This is a genomic window from Streptomyces sp. MGP-P1 (genome assembly GCF_057766565.1).
In genome coordinates this window covers 1,124,274-1,141,843 of sequence record NZ_JBYMEM010000007.1, presented here as the reverse complement: position 1 = coordinate 1,141,843, position 17,570 = coordinate 1,124,274, and the positions used below count along the sequence as shown (strand labels likewise).

At 71.8% G+C, this 17,570-nt stretch carries 13 protein-coding genes and 2 pseudogenes; 11 read left to right on the top strand and 4 right to left on the bottom strand.

Annotated features, from left to right (window positions below; translation table 11 throughout):
- Positions 1-333 precede the first annotated feature (333 nt).
- Positions 334-3,066: a pyruvate dehydrogenase (acetyl-transferring), homodimeric type gene (aceE, locus tag AC3CH1_RS26585; RefSeq protein ID WP_488465228.1), complete on the top strand. Its 2,733-nt coding sequence runs from the start codon at positions 334-336 to the stop codon at positions 3,064-3,066.
- 62 nt (positions 3,067-3,128) lie between these two features.
- Here aceE and AC3CH1_RS26580 read toward each other — a convergent pair whose 3' ends face one another.
- Both AC3CH1_RS26580 and AC3CH1_RS26575 read right to left on the bottom strand, forming a co-directional pair.
- On the bottom strand, positions 3,129-3,521 hold the full coding sequence (locus AC3CH1_RS26580) for a peptidase inhibitor family I36 protein (protein WP_488465227.1): 393 nt from the start codon (positions 3,519-3,521) through the stop codon (positions 3,129-3,131).
- A 177-nt stretch (positions 3,522-3,698) separates the two neighbouring features.
- Positions 3,699-5,195, bottom strand: coding sequence for an MFS transporter (locus AC3CH1_RS26575; protein WP_488466741.1), 1,497 nt, complete (start codon positions 5,193-5,195; stop codon positions 3,699-3,701).
- A 250-nt stretch (positions 5,196-5,445) separates the two neighbouring features.
- Between AC3CH1_RS26575 and AC3CH1_RS26570 the strand changes: the two genes are divergently transcribed.
- The 7 genes and pseudogenes from AC3CH1_RS26570 to AC3CH1_RS26540 all read left to right on the top strand — a co-directional run bounded on the left by AC3CH1_RS26570 (position 5,446) and on the right by AC3CH1_RS26540 (position 13,353).
- Positions 5,446-6,099, top strand: coding sequence for a TetR family transcriptional regulator (locus tag AC3CH1_RS26570; protein WP_488465226.1), 654 nt, complete (start codon positions 5,446-5,448; stop codon positions 6,097-6,099).
- Positions 6,100-6,271: 172 nt separating this feature from the next.
- A pseudogene (locus AC3CH1_RS26565) lies at positions 6,272-7,481 on the top strand (alpha/beta hydrolase).
- Between the two features lie 86 nt (positions 7,482-7,567).
- Positions 7,568-8,533, top strand: a complete 966-nt coding sequence (locus AC3CH1_RS26560) for a DUF4429 domain-containing protein (RefSeq protein WP_488465225.1) — start codon at positions 7,568-7,570, stop codon at positions 8,531-8,533.
- Between the two features lie 266 nt (positions 8,534-8,799).
- Positions 8,800-10,134 carry a sensor histidine kinase gene (locus AC3CH1_RS26555; protein ID WP_488465224.1) on the top strand — a complete coding sequence of 445 codons (1,335 nt, stop codon included), beginning with the start codon at positions 8,800-8,802 and terminating at the stop codon, positions 10,132-10,134.
- Positions 10,131-10,820 (top strand): response regulator, encoded by a 690-nt coding sequence (locus AC3CH1_RS26550; RefSeq protein ID WP_488465223.1) that lies wholly within the window; start codon positions 10,131-10,133, stop codon positions 10,818-10,820. The genes AC3CH1_RS26555 and AC3CH1_RS26550 overlap by 4 nt, the downstream gene beginning before the upstream one ends.
- A gap of 148 nt (positions 10,821-10,968) precedes the next feature.
- Positions 10,969-12,127 (top strand): annotated as a pseudogene (locus AC3CH1_RS26545) (alpha/beta hydrolase).
- Positions 12,124-13,353, top strand: a complete 1,230-nt coding sequence (locus AC3CH1_RS26540; protein WP_488465222.1) for an acyltransferase family protein — start codon at positions 12,124-12,126, stop codon at positions 13,351-13,353. The pseudogene AC3CH1_RS26545 and the gene AC3CH1_RS26540 overlap by 4 nt, the downstream one beginning before the upstream one ends.
- A 71-nt stretch (positions 13,354-13,424) precedes the next feature.
- Here AC3CH1_RS26540 and AC3CH1_RS26535 read toward each other — a convergent pair whose 3' ends face one another.
- The gene (locus AC3CH1_RS26535) at positions 13,425-14,450 is read right to left on the bottom strand and encodes an aldo/keto reductase (RefSeq protein WP_488465221.1); all 1,026 of its coding nucleotides are present in this window, start codon (positions 14,448-14,450) and stop codon (positions 13,425-13,427) included.
- On the bottom strand, positions 14,450-14,950 hold the full coding sequence (locus AC3CH1_RS26530; protein ID WP_488465220.1) for a MerR family transcriptional regulator: 501 nt from the start codon (positions 14,948-14,950) through the stop codon (positions 14,450-14,452). Before AC3CH1_RS26530 ends, AC3CH1_RS26535 begins: the two co-directional genes overlap by 1 nt.
- 222 nt (positions 14,951-15,172) lie before the next feature.
- Here AC3CH1_RS26530 and AC3CH1_RS26525 point away from each other — a divergent pair, with 222 nt between their 5' ends.
- Genes AC3CH1_RS26525 through AC3CH1_RS26515 form a run of 3 tightly spaced genes read left to right on the top strand, consistent with a single transcriptional unit; the run spans position 15,173 to position 17,539 of the window.
- Positions 15,173-15,469: a small hydrophilic protein gene (locus tag AC3CH1_RS26525; RefSeq protein WP_488465219.1), complete on the top strand. Its 297-nt coding sequence runs from the start codon at positions 15,173-15,175 to the stop codon at positions 15,467-15,469.
- Positions 15,459-16,883 carry a sensor histidine kinase gene (locus AC3CH1_RS26520; protein ID WP_488465218.1) on the top strand — a complete coding sequence of 475 codons (1,425 nt, stop codon included), beginning with the start codon at positions 15,459-15,461 and terminating at the stop codon, positions 16,881-16,883. Before AC3CH1_RS26525 ends, AC3CH1_RS26520 begins: the two co-directional genes overlap by 11 nt.
- Positions 16,880-17,539: a response regulator transcription factor gene (locus AC3CH1_RS26515; protein WP_265601872.1), complete on the top strand. Its 660-nt coding sequence runs from the start codon at positions 16,880-16,882 to the stop codon at positions 17,537-17,539. Before AC3CH1_RS26520 ends, AC3CH1_RS26515 begins: the two co-directional genes overlap by 4 nt.
- Positions 17,540-17,570 lie beyond the last annotated feature (31 nt).

Here is a 17,570-nt window from a genome sequence, read left to right as displayed (position 1 = left end):
TCTCCGGCGGCTTCCCGGGGTCTTCTCCGGGTCACTCCATCCGTTTACGTCCTTCCTCAGCTTATGCGGTTTCGATCCGCCAATCGGAGTCGAACAGCCTTTGGGAACACTTGGACGCCTTGGGCGTAAGGTTGCGGTTTGCCCGTACCCAGCCGCGTACTGCCCACACTCGTGCCCCGCGGACACCTTGCGGAACCCCGGGGTTACTCCCCGGTAGAGATGACGTTCGGGCCCTCGCGGTAGCACGATGGAGGCGGCGCACCCAGAGTTGTCCCCGGGGGCGTGTTCCCGTAGCAGGCCCCGTAGAGCACCACCGAACAGCGAAGGAACAGTGTGGCTTCCGGATCCGATCGCAACCCGATCATCATTGGCGGCCTTCCGAGCCAGGTCCCGGATTTTGATCCCGAGGAGACCCGGGAATGGCTCGACTCCCTCGACGCCGCCGTCGACGAGCGCGGCCGTGAGCGGGCCCGCTATCTGATGCTCCGGCTCATCGAGCGCGCGCGGGAGAAGCGCGTCGCCGTGCCGGAGATGCGCAGCACGGACTACGTGAACACGATCGCCACGAAGGACGAGCCGTTCTTCCCCGGCGACGAGGAGATCGAACGCAAGATCCTCAACGCGACGCGCTGGAACGCCGCGGTGATGGTCTCGCGGGCCCAGCGTCCCGGGATCGGCGTCGGCGGCCACATCGCCACGTTCGCTTCCTCCGCCTCGCTGTACGACGTGGGCTTCAACCACTTCTTCCGGGGCAAGGACCAGGGCGACGGCGGCGACCAGATCTTCTTCCAGGGACACGCTTCCCCGGGGATCTACGCCCGCGCGTTCCTGCTGGACCGGCTGAGCGAGGCGCAGCTCGACGCGTTCCGCCAGGAGAAGTCGAAGGCCCCGAACGGGCTGTCCAGCTATCCGCACCCGCGGCTGATGCCGGACTTCTGGGAGTTCCCGACCGTCTCGATGGGCCTCGGCCCGCTCGGCGCGATCTACCAGGCGCGGATGAACCGCTACATGGAGGCGCGCGGCATCGCCGACACCTCCAAGTCGCACGTGTGGGCCTATCTGGGCGACGGCGAGATGGACGAGCCGGAGTCCCTGGGCCAGCTGTCCATCGCGGCCCGTGAGAATCTGGACAACCTGACGTTCGTGGTCAACTGCAACCTCCAGCGGCTCGACGGCCCGGTGCGCGGCAACGGGAAGATCATCCAGGAGCTGGAGTCGCAGTTCCGGGGTGCCGGCTGGAACGTCATCAAGCTGGTCTGGGACCGTTCCTGGGACCCGCTGTTGGCGCAGGACCGCACGGGCATCCTGGTCAACAGGTTGAACACCACGCCGGACGGCCAGTTCCAGACGTACGCCACCGAGACCGGTGAGTACATCCGCGAGCACTTCTTCGGCGACGACCCGCGGCTGCGGGACATGGTCAAGGACATGACCGACCAGCAGATCCTGCACCTGGGCCGCGGCGGCCACGACCACCGCAAGGTCTACGCGGCCTACGCGGCGGCCAAGGCGCACAAGGGCCAGCCGACGGTGATCCTGGCGCAGACGGTCAAGGGCTGGACGCTGGGGCCGAACTTCGAGGGCCGCAACGCGACCCACCAGATGAAGAAGCTCACGGTCGAGGACCTCAAGCGCTTCCGGGACCGGCTGCACATCCCGATCACGGACAAGCAGCTGGACGAGGGCTACCCGCCCTACTACCACCCGGGTCGCGACTCGGAGGAGATCCAGTACATGCACGACCGCCGCCAGGGTCTGGGCGGTTACGTCCCGACCCGTGTGGTGCGTGCGAAGCCGCTGCCGCAGCCCGAGGACAAGACGTACGCGGCTGCGAAGAAGGGTTCGGGTACGCAGTCGATCGCCACCACCATGGCGTTCGTCCGCGTCCTGAAGGACCTCATGCGGGACAAGGAGATCGGCAAGCGTTTCGTGCTGATCGCCCCCGATGAGTACCGCACCTTCGGCATGGACGCGTTCTTCCCGAGTGCGAAGATCTACAATCCACTCGGCCAGCAGTACGAGGCGGTCGACCGCGATCTGCTGCTCGCGTACAAGGAGTCCCCGACGGGGCAGATGCTGCACGACGGCATCTCCGAGGCGGGCTGCACGGCCTCGCTGATCGCGGCCGGTTCGGCGTACGCCACGCACGGCGAGCCGCTGATCCCGGTGTACGTCTTCTACTCGATGTTCGGGTTCCAGCGCACCGGCGACCAGTTCTGGCAGATGGCCGACCAGCTCGCGCGCGGCTTCGTGCTCGGCGCGACCGCCGGCCGCACGACGCTGACCGGGGAGGGCCTCCAGCACGCGGACGGCCACTCGCAGCTGCTCGCGTCGACGAACCCGGGCTGTGTCGCGTACGACCCGGCGTACGGGTTCGAGATCGCGCACATCATGAAGGACGGGCTCCGCCGGATGTACGGCGAGGCGAACGAGGACGTCTTCTACTACCTCACCGTCTACAACGAGCCGATCCAGCACCCGGCCGAGCCCGAGGACGTGGACGTCGAGGGCATCCTCAAGGGCATCCACCGCTTCAGCACCGGTGAGAAGGGCGAGATCCCGGCGCAGATCATGGCGTCCGGTGTGGCGGTCCCCTGGGCCCTGGAGGCGCAGAGGATCCTCGCGGACGAGTGGAACGTCAAGGCGGACGTCTGGTCGGCGACCTCCTGGAACGAGCTGCGCCGCGAGGCGGTGGACGTCGAGCGCTACAACCTCCTGCACCCGGAGGAGGAGCAGCGCGTCCCGTACGTGACGAGGAAGCTCGAAGCGGCCCAGGGCCCGTTCGTGGCGGTCTCGGACTGGATGCGCTCGGTTCCGGACCAGATCGCGCGCTGGGTGCCGGGCGCCTACCAGTCGCTGGGCGCGGACGGCTTCGGCTTCGCGGACACCCGGGGTGCGGCCCGCCGGTTCTTCCACATCGACGCGCAGTCGATCGTGCTGGCGGTCCTCACCGAGCTGGCCAAGGAGGGCAAGGTCGACCGGTCGGCCCTGAAGACGGCGGTGGACCGCTACGAGCTCCTGGACGTGGCCGCGGCCGATCCGGGCGCGGCGGGCGGCGACGCGTAGGCAGGGACGGTCGGGAGGGGCGGTGGCGCCGGCGCGCCGCCGCCCCTCCCGCGTGTCCGGGCTCAGTTCTCCCAGATCTTGAAGGCCCGTACCTGGTACGGGGACCGGGGCGTCCAGGTGCCGCCGCCGGGGTACGTCTCGAACTCCCCCGTCTCGGCGCACTCGGCGGACTGGTAGGTGGTGACGGGCCGCCCGGTGCGGTTGGCGAGGGACTGGGCGTCACCGCCCTTCGGCAGCGGGACGCAGCTCTCGATGTCCACGCCGGAGAGCTCGAAGGTGTGACGGGCCCCGGTGAAGTCGGGCTTCTTCCAGAGGCAGAGCCTGCCCGCCTCGCAGGTCCCGAGGGCGACGCCCGGGGACCGTTCGGGGGCTGCCGCCGCCCGGTCGTGGGCCAGGGCCTGGGGAACGAGTGCGGTGACGGCCAGGGCGGCCGCCGCGAGGACGGTCGTGCGCATGATGGATCAACCCCCGTGGTTGGTCGGTGTTCGCTTCCGCCGCTCACTCTGTGTCACCGGGCGTGGTGTGCGGAAGGGCGGCCGGGGCGGCGCCACCCTGATAGGCGAGAGCCCCGCCGAAAGGATTCGGCGGGGCTCCGACCTGCGCTGTGTTGACGATCCGCGCCGCTTCGGCCGTCAGATGTGGCCGACTCCGGCCCCCGCCTCGGCGTTCTCGCCGCGCTTGGTGAGGGTGGCGACGAAGGCGGCGACCACGGCGACGATGCCCGCGACCGTGAAGGCCAGGCCCATGCCGGACATGAACGTGTCGTGGATGACACCGCCGATGGTGTCGATGACGTCCGGCGTCATGTTGGGATCCTTGGCGAGCGCCTCGGCCGGGACTATGCCGAACTCGGCGGCCTCCTCCAGCTTCGGGTCGGGTGCGCCGGGCAGGCCCGCGCCCGCCCAGTTGTCCGCGAACTCGGAGCTGACCTTGGAGGACATGACCGCTCCGAGGACGGCGGTGCCGAGCGCGCCGCCGACCTGCATGGCTGCCTGCTGGAGACCGCCGGCCACGCCGGACAGCTCCATGGGCGCGTTGCCGACGATGACCTCGGTGGCGCCGACCATGACCGGGGCGAGCCCGCAGCCGAGCAGGGCGAACCAGAGGGACATCGCGAAGGTGCCGGTGGAGTCGGTGAGCGTGGTCATGCCGAACATCGCGGTGGCCGTGCAGACCATGCCGCCGACCAGCGGGACGCGGGGGCCGAACTTGGTGATCAGCAGGCCGGCGACCGGCGAGGAGACGATCATCATGGCGGTCAGCGGCAGCAGGTGCAGACCGCTGTCGACCGGGCTGAGGCCGTGGACGCCCTGGAGGAAGAACGTCACGAAGAAGAGGCCGCCCATGAAGGCGAAGGCCATCAGCATCATGAGGACGACACCGGCCGTCAACGGGACGGAGCGGAACATCCCCAGCGGGACGAGCGGTTCCTTGACCTTGGTCTCCCAGAGGCCGAAGGCCAGGAAGAGCAGGACCGCGAGGCCGAGCCACGCCCAGGTGCGGCCGTCGCCCCAGCCCCAGGACTCACCGGCCTTGATGATGCCCCAGATGAGGGAGAACATCGCACCGGAGAGCAGCGCGATGCCGAGGACGTCGAAGGAGCGCGGCGCGTTGGCGGCGCGGTGGTCCTTGAGGATCACCAGGCCGAAGACGAGCGCGATGATGCCGACCGGCACGTTGATGAAGAAGACCGACTGCCAGCTGACGTGCTCGACGAGCAGACCGCCGACGATCGGGCCGCCCGCGGTGGACGCGCCGATGACCATGCCCCAGATGCCGATCGCCATGTTCAGCTTCTCGGCGGGGAAGGTGGCGCGCAGCAGGCCGAGTGCGGCCGGCATCAGCAGGGCGCCGAAGAGGCCCTGGAGCACGCGGAAGAGGACGACCAGGACGATCTCCTGGGAGAAACCGATCGCGGCGGAGGAGATCGCGAATCCCGCGATACCGATCAGGAAGGTCTGACGGTGGCCGAAGCGGTCACCCAGCTTGCCCGCGGTGATCAGGGCGACGGCGAGGGCGAGCAGATAGCCGTTGGTGATCCACTGGACGTCGGCGAGCGAGGCGCCGAGGTCCTTCTGGATCGCGGGGTTCGCGATGGCGACGATGGTGCCGTCGAGGGCGACCATCATCACGCCGAGGGCGACGGCGAAGAGGGTCAGCCAGGGGTGGCCGCGAAGCCCCTTGACCGGGGCGGGTACTGCGTTGTCTTCCGGCTCCCGCGGCGCCTTCTCGACGGTGGTCTGACTAGTCATACGGGGAGACTAGTGACAGCCACTGACAGTTGACAAACCAATTCACAAGACAGTAACTGTCACGTAGCTCACACGTCGCGCACGGGTATGCTGAGCTGGACAAACACGGGAAAAGAGGAACCGGTACGTGACCGACGGGCAGACAGTCGAGCCCCGAGCCGGACTGCGTGAACGCAAGAAGCAGCGCACTCGGGACGCCCTGGTACGCGCCTCTCTCGAACTGTTCACCACCCAGGGGTACGAACGCACCACCGTCGACGAGATCGTCGACGCCGTGGAGGTCTCCCAGCGCACCTTCTTCCGCTACTTCGCGAGCAAGGAGGACGCCACCTTCGCCGTGCAGGAGATGGTCGAGTCCCGCTTCATCGAGGAGCTGCGCCGCCGCCCGGTGGACGAAGCCCCCTTCGAGGCCATGCGCCGGGCGGTGCTGTGCGCGTGGAGCAGCATCGGCGAGGCGATCGAAGAGGTCGTCAGTGTCGATCTCCACATGCGGACCTACCAGATGATCGAGTCGACCCCCTCCCTGCTCGCCGCCCACATGCGGCGCGGGGTCGCCCTGGAGAACCAGATCGCCCTGCTGATCGCGGACCGCGAGGGGCTCGACGTGGAACGGGACCCCCGGCCGCGGGTGGCCGTCGCCGCGTTCTCCGGGGTGATGCGGGTGACCGGTCAGCTGTGGGGGCGGGGGCTCGACCCGAGTGTGGAGGCGCTGCGCGACCTCACCGAGGAGTATCTCGACCAGCTCGCGCCGGCCCTCGCCCGGGACTGGCGTCGGAAGTAGCGCGGTGCCGGTTCGGGAGCGGCGGGACCGGTGGCGCTACCGAGGCCGGAGTGGCGCGGCCACGGGGCGGTGGTGACCCTGTGTGAGAAATCCGCGATGAATCCCTCGCGGACGGGTGATGTACCTCACCTGGATCACGGGGGTCGACACGCGTCTCCTAGGGTGTGGCGCAGTGACTTCCTTCGACACCTCACCCACGTTGACCGCATGGCGTGCTCTGCTCGCCGTGGCGGTGGTGTTCGTGATGCTGGCGACGACGGGCTGGAGCGCCGTCCGCGATCAGCACTCCCACGGGGAGCGCGAGCTCGCGCTCGCCTCCTGGGCGAGGGACCGGATAGCAGGCCGCTCGCTGCCGGACGCCGACGCTCCCGCCTACCGGCTGGCCCACTTCTTCGCCACCCTCACCTCGGGACAGCAGATCGCCCTCGCGGGCAAGTACCCGTCGGTGGTGGGGAATCTGAACGGCGCTCCGGTCACCCTGCGCTACCACGCCAACCGGCTGGCCCTCAGACAGGCCGTGGCCGTGGAGAGGACGCGGGCGCACGACGAGAAGCTCTCGCCGGACGGGCGCGGTGAGGCGGAGGCACGTCTCGACCGGTTCCGGTCGATGCTCACGGGCCGACGCCAGTTCCTGGCCTTCGATCCCTCCGGGAAGGGCCGTGCGGCCGAGGTGTTCGGGAGCCTCGACCGGGCCGCTCGGGTCTCCGTCGTCGTCCCGGGCGTCGACACCCATCTGCTGACCCTGGAGCGCGGTACTCGCGCGTACCGGGCCCCCGTCGGCATGGCCAAGTCCCTGTACGAGGCGGAGCGCTCGGCCTCCCCCGGCACCCGTACGGCCGTCGTCGCGTGGGCCGACTACACCGCCCCGGTCGGCCTCGGCATGGACGCGGCGCTGGGCGGGCTCGCGGCGAACGGCGCGATCCGGCTGAACGCGATGGTCCGCGCGCTGCCCGGCGCCTCGCAGGTCTCACTGTTCTGCCACAGCTACGGCTCCGTGGTGTGCGGGGTGGCCGCGCACCGGGCCCACGACCGGGTGGCCGACATCGCGGTCGCGGGCAGCCCCGGCATGCGGGGCCGCCGACGCCGGGCAGCTGGGGACCGGCGCCCGGATCTGGGCGACGCGGGACGGGGACGACTGGATCGGGGACGTACCCCATCTGGAGTTCGGCGGGATCGGTCACGGGGCCGACCCGGTGGACCCGGCCTTCGGCGCGCGGATCGTCTCGGCGGCCGGCGCCGCCGGGCACAGCGGCTACTTCGAACCGGGCACCGAGAGCCTGGACAACTTCGCCGCGATCGGCGTCGGAGCGTACGGATCGGTCAGCTGTGCACGTGCCGATGGCGCCTGCCACAGCGGTATTTCCGGTGATCGGGACGGCTGACGCGCGTAGAGGTCGGTGTCGGGCGGATTAATCGCGACTTGCTCCGAGGGGGGACGCGGGCGACTGTGCCGCATACGATGAGGCACATGGGTGATGTGCTGGCCGGAATTCATGCCACCTGGGAGTTCGACACCGACGCCGTGCTCATCCGCTTCGAACGGGGCATCCGCACACCGAAGCTCTTCCAGAGCCTGCGGGAACGCCGCATCCCGTATGCGGCCTTGTCGTCGGTGACGCTGACCCCCGGCAAGCGGGGCACGGTGGTTCTGCGTGCCGTGCCGAGAGCGGGTGCCGATCCTCTGGTGGAGGCTGCCTCCGGGCAGCTCAAGGAGGGGTGCGACCCCTATCGCCTGGTGCTTCCGGCGGAGCGGGAGGTGCTCGCCGAGTACTACGCGGACGAGCTGCGGGCCCTGCTGGACCCGGCGTCCGGCGAGAGCGCCGACCGGTTCCTGGTGGCGGCCCCCGAGGCCCCGATGCACTTCAAGGCGTACGACGGCCGGGCCAGTTTCGACGGCGAGCGGATCTCCTTCCGGTGGTCGTGGACCGGGGCCTCCAGCGCCAAGTGGAAGGCCGGCGACCAGAGCTTCCGGGTGAGCGAACTGGCCGGAATCGTGTGGCGCTCGCCCGAGGCGCTGGACGGCTATCTGCGTCTGGTGCCCCGCGCGGCGGCCCCGGTCGACCACCGCACCGGCGGCAGCCTGGGCGATCTGCACGGTCCCGGCGGCTGCGGGGGCGCGGACGGCGGCCCGCCCACGGGCGTGCCCGCCGAGCCTCCGGCCGCCACCGCGGACCAGGATCCGGCGGCCGTGCTGTTCGGCCTGGGCTACGGGCCGGTCCACGAGTCGCTGCCCTTCGCCGCCGCCGTCCTGGAATCCGTACGCCGGACCCAGCCCGCGCCCGCCGCCTCCGCCCCGGTCCTGGTGAACGCCGGGCGGCGCGATCCGGCGGACATCGCCGAGCGGATACATCACCTCGGCGAGCTGCACCAGGCCGGACTGGTGACGGACGCCGAGTACAGCGCGAAGAAGGCCCAGCTGCTCGCGGAGCTGTGAGAGCCGTGCCCCGGCCACCCGCCGGGCAAGGGCTCGTGGCCCCCGCCGGGCAGGGGCTCGTGGCCCGCGCCGGGCAGGGGCTCGTGGCCCGCGCCGGGCAGGGGCTCGTGGCCCGCGCCGGGAGGGGGCTCGTGGCCCGCGCCGGGAGGGGGCTCGTGGCCCGCGCCGGGAGGGGACCCCGTACCGGGGTATGAGGCGGTCCGGACGAGGGTCGCGACCGCGGTATGACGACCCCGGGCTCCGGGCCTGCCTAGGCTGCCCGGGCCATGTCCACTTCCCCCGCCGGGCCTCCGCCGCCCGCCGACGGTCTCGTGAGCTCCGCCCGCCGCAATCTGCGCGAGCTCGCCCACGGGCTGTCCCACGCGTCCCATCCGTCCACCCCGCTGCTGGCGGGAGCCCCGAGGCGGTGGCAGCGGCTGCTGCCGTACGTCGTGGTGCTCGCCCTGACCGCGGTCTTCATCCCGGTCACCATCAACGTCCTGACCTCACAGTACGACGTGCCGGGTGCGCTGGCCGGGGCGCTCGGGGTGGCCCAGGCCGCACCCCTGCTGATGCTGGCCCACCGACCCCTCCAGGCGTGGTGGATCATCTTCCCCGCCGACATCGCGGGCGCGCTGGTGGTCCTGTCCCGGTCCACCGGGCCGGACGCCCTCTGGCCGTGGACCGCGCCGGCCCTGATCGCGTACCTCTTCCTGCTGCTGGCCCTCGGTCTGCGCGAGACCCGGCGGACCGTCGTCGCCGCCTGGATGGTGACGGCCGCCGCCGGGGCGGCGCTGCATCTGATCGCGCCGGCCCGCAGCGCGGACAGCGCGCTGCTGCTGTCGATCCTCGGCGCGGTCGTGCTGGTCATCGGCGCGGCGGTACGGGAGCGGGGCGAGGCGACACGGCGGCTGGCCGAGCAGGAGACGATCAGCGAGGCGGAGCGGGCGCGGCGCACGCTGCTGGAGGAGCGGACGCGGATCGCCCGTGAGCTGCACGACGTGGTCGCGCACCACATGTCGGTGATCACCGTGCAGGCCGACTCCGCGCCGTACCGGATCTCCGGGCTCTCGGAGCCGGCGCGGGAGGAGTTCGCCTCGATCGCGGCGGCCGCACGGGAGTCCCTCGGTGAGATGCGGCGGCTGCTGTCGGTGCTGCGCAGCGACGGCACGGAGGGCGACCGGGCGCCGCAGCCGGGCCTGGACCGGCTCCAGCAGTTGGTGGAGGCGACGGTCCGGGCCGGGCTGCCGGCGGAGCTGTCGCTCGCCGCGGAGCTGGGCGAGGTGCCGCCGGCGGTGGATCTGTCGGCGTACCGGATCGTGCAGGAGGCGCTGGCCAATGTGGTGCGGCACGCGCCCGGGGCGCGCACCCGGGTCTCGGTCCGGGCCTCCGGGGGCCATCTGAACGTCCTGGTCGTCAACAGCCCCGCGCCGAAGCCCGCCGCTCCGCTGGAGAGCACGGGGACCGGGCACGGGCTGGTGGGGATGCGGGAGCGCGTACGGTTGACCGGCGGCACGCTGGACACCGGGCCGCTGCCCGACGGCGGCTTCCGGGTGGCCGCCCGGATGCCGCTGCCTCCGGCCGTGTCGCCGTCCGCCCCACCCCCTTCGGAGGATCTGTGACCATCCGCGTGATCATCGTCGACGACCAGGCCATGGTGCGGGCCGGATTCGCGGCGCTGCTGGCGGCGCAGAGCGACATCGACGTGGTGGGCGAGGCGGCGGACGGCCGCCAGGGTGTCGACGTCAGCCGCAACCAGCACCCCGACGTCGTCCTGATGGACGTGCGGATGCCGGAGATGGACGGACTGGCCGCCGCACGCGAGCTGTTGAACCCGCCGGTGGGGGTGGTGCACCGGCCGAAGGTCCTGATGCTCACCACGTTCGACGTGGACGACTACGTGTACGAGGCGCTGCGCGCCGGCGCGTCCGGGTTCCTGCTGAAGGACGCCCCGCCCGCCGATCTGATCGCGGCGGTACGGGTGGTGGCGGCCGGGGACGCGCTGCTCGCGCCCTCGGTGACCCGCCGCCTGATCGCGGACTTCGCGTCGCAGCGCCCCTCCGGGGCGACGCGCGGCGGACAGGCGCTCCGGCTGAACGGGCTGACCCCGCGCGAGAGCGAGGTCCTGGAGCTGATCGCCCGGGGGCTGTCGAACCAGGAGATCGCGGGGCGGCTGGTGCTGGCCGAGCAGACCGTCAAGACGCACATCGGGCGGGTGCTGGCCAAGCTGGACCTGCGGGACCGGGCGCAGGCGGTGATCTTCGCGTACGAGTCGGGGCTGGTAACGCCGGGGGACGCGGGGGCGTAGAAACCCGCGAGGCCCCCGACTTCCGGCCCACCCCCTACCCCGGTATCACCTCGCGGTTGGCCCTCCGGTGTGACGCCCCCTCACCCGTCCTCTTCCTACCTTCCTCCCGGTCGCACCGGTCGGTGCGGATCCGGAAGGGGAGGGCACGATGCGTCGATACGCGAGGACCGTGGTCGCGTTCGCACTGGCCACCAGTGTGGTGGCGGGGACCGCGGGCTGGGTTTCGGGAGATGCGCAGCAGGCGCTGACCGGGCCGCCGCCGGGCAGTGCGCAGTGGCGGGCGGACCGGGCGCTCGGGGCGGAACTGCCGGATCCGGAGCGTGACACGCCTGCCGAAGTCGCCGCGTTCTTCGCGGGGTTGAGCGCCGACGAGCGGCAACTCCTCCTCGTACGCCATCCGTCCGTCGTCGGGAATCTCGACGGGCGCCCTGGAACTGCGCTACCGCGCCAACCGCCGCGCGCTGGCCGCCGAGGACGACCCCCGCTACCGCTCGCTCGCCGCCCCCGGCCGCCGGATCCTCGCGTTCGACCCGCGCGGACGCGGCCAGGTCGCCGAGGTCTTCGGGGACCTGCGTACGGCGCACCGGGTCTCGGTGGTGGTGCCGGGGTCCGACAACGACGCCGGGACCTTCGACCGGAGGGCCGCGAGCCACGGCGCCCCGGCCCGCATGGCCAGGACCCTGCACACCGCGGCCGGTCCGGGGACCGCCGTCATCGCCTGGGTCGGGTACACCACCCCGGTGGGCGTCGGCATCGACGCGGCCACCGGCGGCCTCGCGGAGGCGGGGGCCGGGCGGCTGACCCGGTTCACGGAGGGGCTGACGGCGGACGGGCTGCCCGCGCCGGCCGTGTTCTGCCACAGCTACGGCTCGGTGGTCTGCGGTCTGGCCGCGCACCGCCTCCCCGCCACCGACCTGGTGGTCCTCGGCTCCCCCGGGATGCGCGCCGACGACGTGGGCGGGCTGCGGACGAGCGCCCGGGTCTGGGCGGCGAAGGACCCGACCGACTGGATCGACGGCGTGCCGAACGTGCGCTTCGCGGGCCTCGGTCACGGGGCTGACCCGGCCGATCCGGCGTTCGGCGCCCGCCGGGTGCCGGCGGACGAGGCCCGGGGGCATGCCGGTTACTTCGAGCCCGGGACGGATTCGCTGCGGACCTTCGCCGCCATCGCGCGCGGCGACGCGGCGGAAGCGGACCCTGACGCGGTGGACCCGGACGCGGTGGACCCGGACCCGGCAAACCCGGACCCGGCAGAAGCCGTCCCGGCTCTAGAGGCCGCCCCGGCCCTGGAAGGAGTCGCCCGATGAACGCCCTGCTGGAGAACGGCCGGCGGCTCGCGGCCCGTATCGACACGTCCACCCCGGCCCACCGTGACCGGGCGATCGACGGCCTGCGGGCGTTGGCGCTGCTCGCCGTGCCGCTCGGTCACTGGATGCTCGGCGGGTTCCGGCTGGACGCCGACGGCCTGCACAACGCGAGCCCGCTCTCGACGTTCGCCGGTCTCGCACCCGCGAGCTGGGTGCTCCAGATGCTGGGCATCTTCTTCCTCGTCGGGGGGTACGCCTCGGTGCTCTCCTTCCGCCGTCGGACCTCGACGACGACCGCCTGGCTGGGCGGCCGGCTGGCCCGCCTCGGCCGGCCGGTGCTCGGGGTGACCGCCGTGTGGGCGGTGCTGCTGGCGGTGCTGTCCGCGCTGGGCGTGCCCGGCGACACCCTGCGTACGGGGTCGACGTTGGTGATCCAGCCGCTCTGGTTCGTCGGGGTGTACACCGTGGTCACGGCGCTCACCCCGGTCTGCGTCACCCTGGCGCGGAAGCTCGGCGGGTGGGCCGCGCTGCCGCTGCTGGCGTCGGTCGCGGTGGTGGACTTCCTGCGCTACGGGCCGTATGCGGAGGCGATGCCGTCGTGGCTGAGCATGCTCAACATCCTGCCCGGCTGGCTCTTCGCGTATCAGCTGGGCGTGTCCTGGGGCGAGGGGCGGATCGGGCGGCGCGGGGCCCGGCTGCTGCTGGTCGGCGGCGGGGTGCTGTTCGCCGCGCTGCTGCTCGCCTTCCACTACCCGGCGTCGATGGTCGGGGTGCCGGGCGAGGCGCGGACGAACTCGCACCCGCCGTCGCTGCTGGTGGTGGCGCTGGCGGCGGCGCAGAGCGGGGCGGCGATCCTGCTGCGCGACCGGCTCGGGCGGCTGTTGCGCAAGCCGCTGCTCTGGGCGCCGGTCGTGGTGGTCAACCTGTCCGCGATGACGATCCTGTGCTGGCACCAGACCGCGATGCTGGCCGCCGCCGTACCGGCCTCGCTCGCCGGGGCGGGGACGGCGGTGGCGGGGCTGACGACCGCGCCGGACACGGTGGGCTGGATCCTCGCCCGGATCGCCTGGCTGCCGGTGTTCGCGGGGCTGCTGGTGCTGATCGCCCGCTACGCGCGCCACTTCGAGGCCCCGTGGCAGGCGGGCACCCGCGCCGCGAACGCCCGCCGTGCGCTGGCGGGGCTGCTCGCGGCGGGGTTCGCGGTGTTCGCGCTGGGGCTGGCGTGAGGCGTAGCGCGGGGCTCGGAGGGGGCGTCATGAACTCCATGAACCAAGCGATCGCCGCGTACGGCCGCGGGCTACTCCCGGGCCTCGGACGTCAGGCTCATGTCCGGGTACCGGTCCCCCGCCACCCGGCCCGCGATCGGCTCCAGCAGGGCCAGTTCCTCGGCCGTCAGCGTCAGCCCGGTCGCCGCCGCGTTCTCCAGCAGGCGGCTCCGCTTACGGGTGCCGGGGATCGGGACCACGGTCAGTCCGTGCACCCGGGCCCGCTGGTGTACCCAGGCGAGGGCCACCTGGGCGGCGGTCGCCCCGTGCGCGGCGGCGATGTCGTGGACGGGTTCCAGGAGGGCCGCGTTGGTGCGGGCGTTGTCGCCGGTGAAGCGCGGCTGCTGCTTGCGGAAGTCGCCCTCGCCCAGGTCCTTGCCCGCGTCGGTGAAGGCCCCGGTGAGGAAGCCCCGGCCGAGCGGCGAGTACGGCACGAGGGTGACGCCCAGGTCCACCGCCGCACCGAGCGCGCTCTTCTCCACGTCCCGGCTGAAGAGCGACCACTCCGACTGGAGGGCTGCGATCGGGTGCACCGCGTACGCCTCGCGCAGCTCGGGACCCGTCACCTCGCTCAGCCCGATCTGCTTGATCTTGCCCTGCTGGATCAGCTCCGCCATCGCGCCGACCGATTCGGCGAACGGGACGGCCGGGTCGTGGCGGTGCATGTAGTAGAGGTCGATGACGTCGGTGTTCAGTCGGCGCAGGCTCGCTTCGACAGCGGTGCGGATGTATGCGGGGTCGTTGCTCACGCCCCGGTACCCGGGACTGTCGGAGCGCACCAGCGCGAACTTGGTGGCGAGGGTGATCTCGTCCCGGTGGGCCCCGACGAACGGCGCGAGGAACTCCTCGTTGGCCCCGCGCCCGTAGACGTCGGCGGTGTCGAAGAGCGTGACGCCGGCTTCCAGGGCCGCGTCCAGGGTGTCCCGGGCGGAGAGCTCGTCGGTGTCGCCGTAGAACTCGCTCATGCCCATGCAGCCGAGGCCCTGGACGCCGACCCGCGGTCCGCCGTCGCCGCCCAGCTCGACGGTGGCGATCGGATTCCTGTCGTTGTCGGTCATCAGGCGCTGTGCCTTTCCGGCGCCCTGCGGGCGCCCGCGTAGAACTCGATCTTGTGGTCGAGGACGGCGAGGGTGTCGTGGAGCTCCGCGATCCGCGTGATCACATCGCGGCGGGTCGCCTCCAGCAGTTCCTGCCGTGCCTCGAAGGTGGACGCGCCCTCGCGCAGCAGCTCCGCGTACCGCACCATGTCGGCGACGGGCATCCCGGTCAGCCGCAGCTTGCCGACGAAGGCCAGCCAGTCGAGGTCGCGGTTGCTGAAGCGGCGCTGGCCGGTGTGCGAGCGGTCGACGTGGGGCATGAGCCCGATGCGCTTGTACCAGCGCAGCGTGTGCGCGGTAAGTCCGGTGAAGGCGACGACCTCGCTGATCGTGTAGTTGTCCTGGCCCGCGGGGCGCGGGTGAGGCTTCGGGGCGGCCGCGCAGGCGTCCACCGCCGGTGAGGGCGGGGGATGTGCGATTGTCGCGGGAGTGCTCCGGGAGGTTCCGTCGATCACCGTCATGCCCTCCACGCTAAATCCTTGGAGTGCACTCGAAGCAAGAGGGAACGGGCTCGGAGCGCGCAGGAACGGGCTCGGAGCAATCGGGAACGGCTCGGAGCGCGCGGGAGCGGCGGGGCTTCCCGGGCCGGGCCCTCCCACAGAGGGACGGAAAGCACACCCAGAATGAAGGATTGTTCATCTTGGCTTCATCTTCTTACCGCCCGGGACAGTCAGGGTGAATACATGGCTTTCTCACCTCGTCTGGCGGCCCTGGCAGCCGTCGTCGCCGTGCCCCTCGGCATAGCGGCCACCAGCTATGCCATGACCGACACCTCGGAAGCGCCGAAGGTGCCTCCCACCGTCCGACTGGAGGAGAGTCCGCGCGGCACACCGTCGCCGAGCGGTGTCACGTCGCCGACCGACGCCCCGACGCCGAGCGGCTCCTCCTCTCCGTCCCGCACACCGGACAGCTCCGTCGTTCCGGGCCCCTCGGCGGCCGACGACGACGATGACGACGACGACTTCGGTGATGACGGTTAGCCTTCCGAGGATCTCCGCCCGCGTACGGATCATGCTGTGGTTGCTGGTCGTGATGGCGGTCGCGCTGGGCGCGGTCGCCGTCACCGTGCGTTCGATCCTCCAGCGGGACGTGGACCACCGCATCAGCCAGCTGCTCACCCAGGAGACCGGCGAGTTCGCGAACTTCGTGCCGCAGGGCGTGGACCCGGACACCGGCGGCCGGTTCGGCACCGTGGATAAGCTGCTCCGCATTTATCTGCAAAGGCAGTACGCGGACCCCGACGAGGAGCTGCTGGGCCTGACCGGGGAGCCCGGCACCAAACCCGGCGTCATCCGGCAGCGCCGGGAGCTGCCGGAAGACATCGCCCTGTGGCCGGACACCGACGCGTACACCAGGATCTACGCCTCCAAGGACTCCTTCGGGACCCTGGAGCGCCCGCAGGGCGAGGTGCGCTGGGCCAAGGTCGTCATCGGCCCGTCCGCGGGCAAGCAGCCCGGCGCGTTCGTCGTCGCCTTCCACCCGGAGCGCGAACGGGCCGTCGCCGACAAGACGTTCTGGACGCTGCTCGCCCTGTCCGGTGTGGCGCTGCTGATGACGACCGGGATCGGCTGGGCCGTCGCCGGTCGGATCCTCGCGCCCGTCCGGCTCGTCCGCACGACGGCGGCGGAACTGACCGAGCAGGACCTCACCCGGCGCATCCCCGTGGAGGGCCGGGACGACATCGCGGCCCTCGCCGAGACGTTCAACGCGATGCTCGACCGCCTGGAGCGGGCGTTCGCCGCGCAGCGGGTTTTCGTCGACGACGCCGGGCACGAGCTGCGCACCCCCATCACCATCGTCCGGGGCCACCTGGAGCTGATGGGCGACGACCCGGCGGACCGGGAGGAGACGGTGCGGCTGGTCACGGACGAGCTGGACCGGATGAGCCGCATCGTCGAGGACCTGCTCCTGCTCGCGGGAGCCGAGCGCCCCGACTTCGTGCGCCCCGAACCCGTCCAGCTCGCGGAGCTGACCGCCGACGTGTACGTGAAGGTGCGGACCCTCGGCGACCGGGAGTGGCAGCTCGACGGCGTCGCGGACCTCGAAGTGCGCCTGGACGAGCAGCGGATGACCCAGGCGATGGTGCAGCTCGCGCAGAACGCCGTCCAGCACACCGTGCCCGGCCAGCGCATCCGGATCGGCTCCCGGGCCGAGGAGGACCGCGTCGAGCTGTACGTCGCCGACCACGGGCCCGGGATTCCGCCGGAGGACGCCGAGGTGATCTTCGAGCGGTTCCGCCGGGGGACGTCCCGGCGCGGGACCCGCACGAGCGGCGCGGGGCTCGGCCTCGCCATCGTCAAGGCCATCGCGGAAGGCCACCACGGCCGCGTCGAACTACGCCGGACCGAAGGCGGCGGAGCCACCTTCGTACTCACGCTGGAGACCGCCACATGAACCGCATTCTGATCGCCGAGGACGAGGAGCGCATCGCCTCGTTCGTCCAGAAGGGGCTGCGCGCCAACGGCTTCACCACGGTCGTCGCCGAGGACGGGGACCTGGCGCTGAGCCACGCGCTGTCCGGCGGGTTCGACCTGATGGTGCTCGACATCGGCCTCCCCGGCCGGGACGGATTCACCGTGCTGCGGGAGATGCGCGAGGCCCGTGTCACGCTGCCGGTCATCGTGCTCACCGCCCGCGACTCCGTGCGGGACACGGTGGCCGGGCTGGAGGGCGGGGCCGACGACTGGATGACGAAGCCGTTCCGCTTCGAGGAGCTGCTCGCCCGGGTACGGCTGCGGCAGCGCACCGCCGCCCGCGCGCCCGAGGTCACCATGTTGCGCAGCGGCAGCCTCGCCCTGGACCTGCGGACCCGCCGGGCCCGCGCGGGCGAGCGGACGGTGGATCTGACGGCGCGCGAGTTCGTGCTGCTGGAGATGTTCCTGCGCCACCCCGGCCAGGTGCTGTCGCGCGAGCAGATCCTGTCCCATGTGTGGGGGTACGACTTCGACCCCGGTTCCAACATCGTGGACGTCTATGTGCGCGCGCTGCGCCGGAAGCTGGGCGCTGAGCGGCTGGAGACGATCCGGGGCATGGGCTACCGCCTGCCCTGACCGGCTGCGGGAGCGGGGCGGGGCGAGGCGG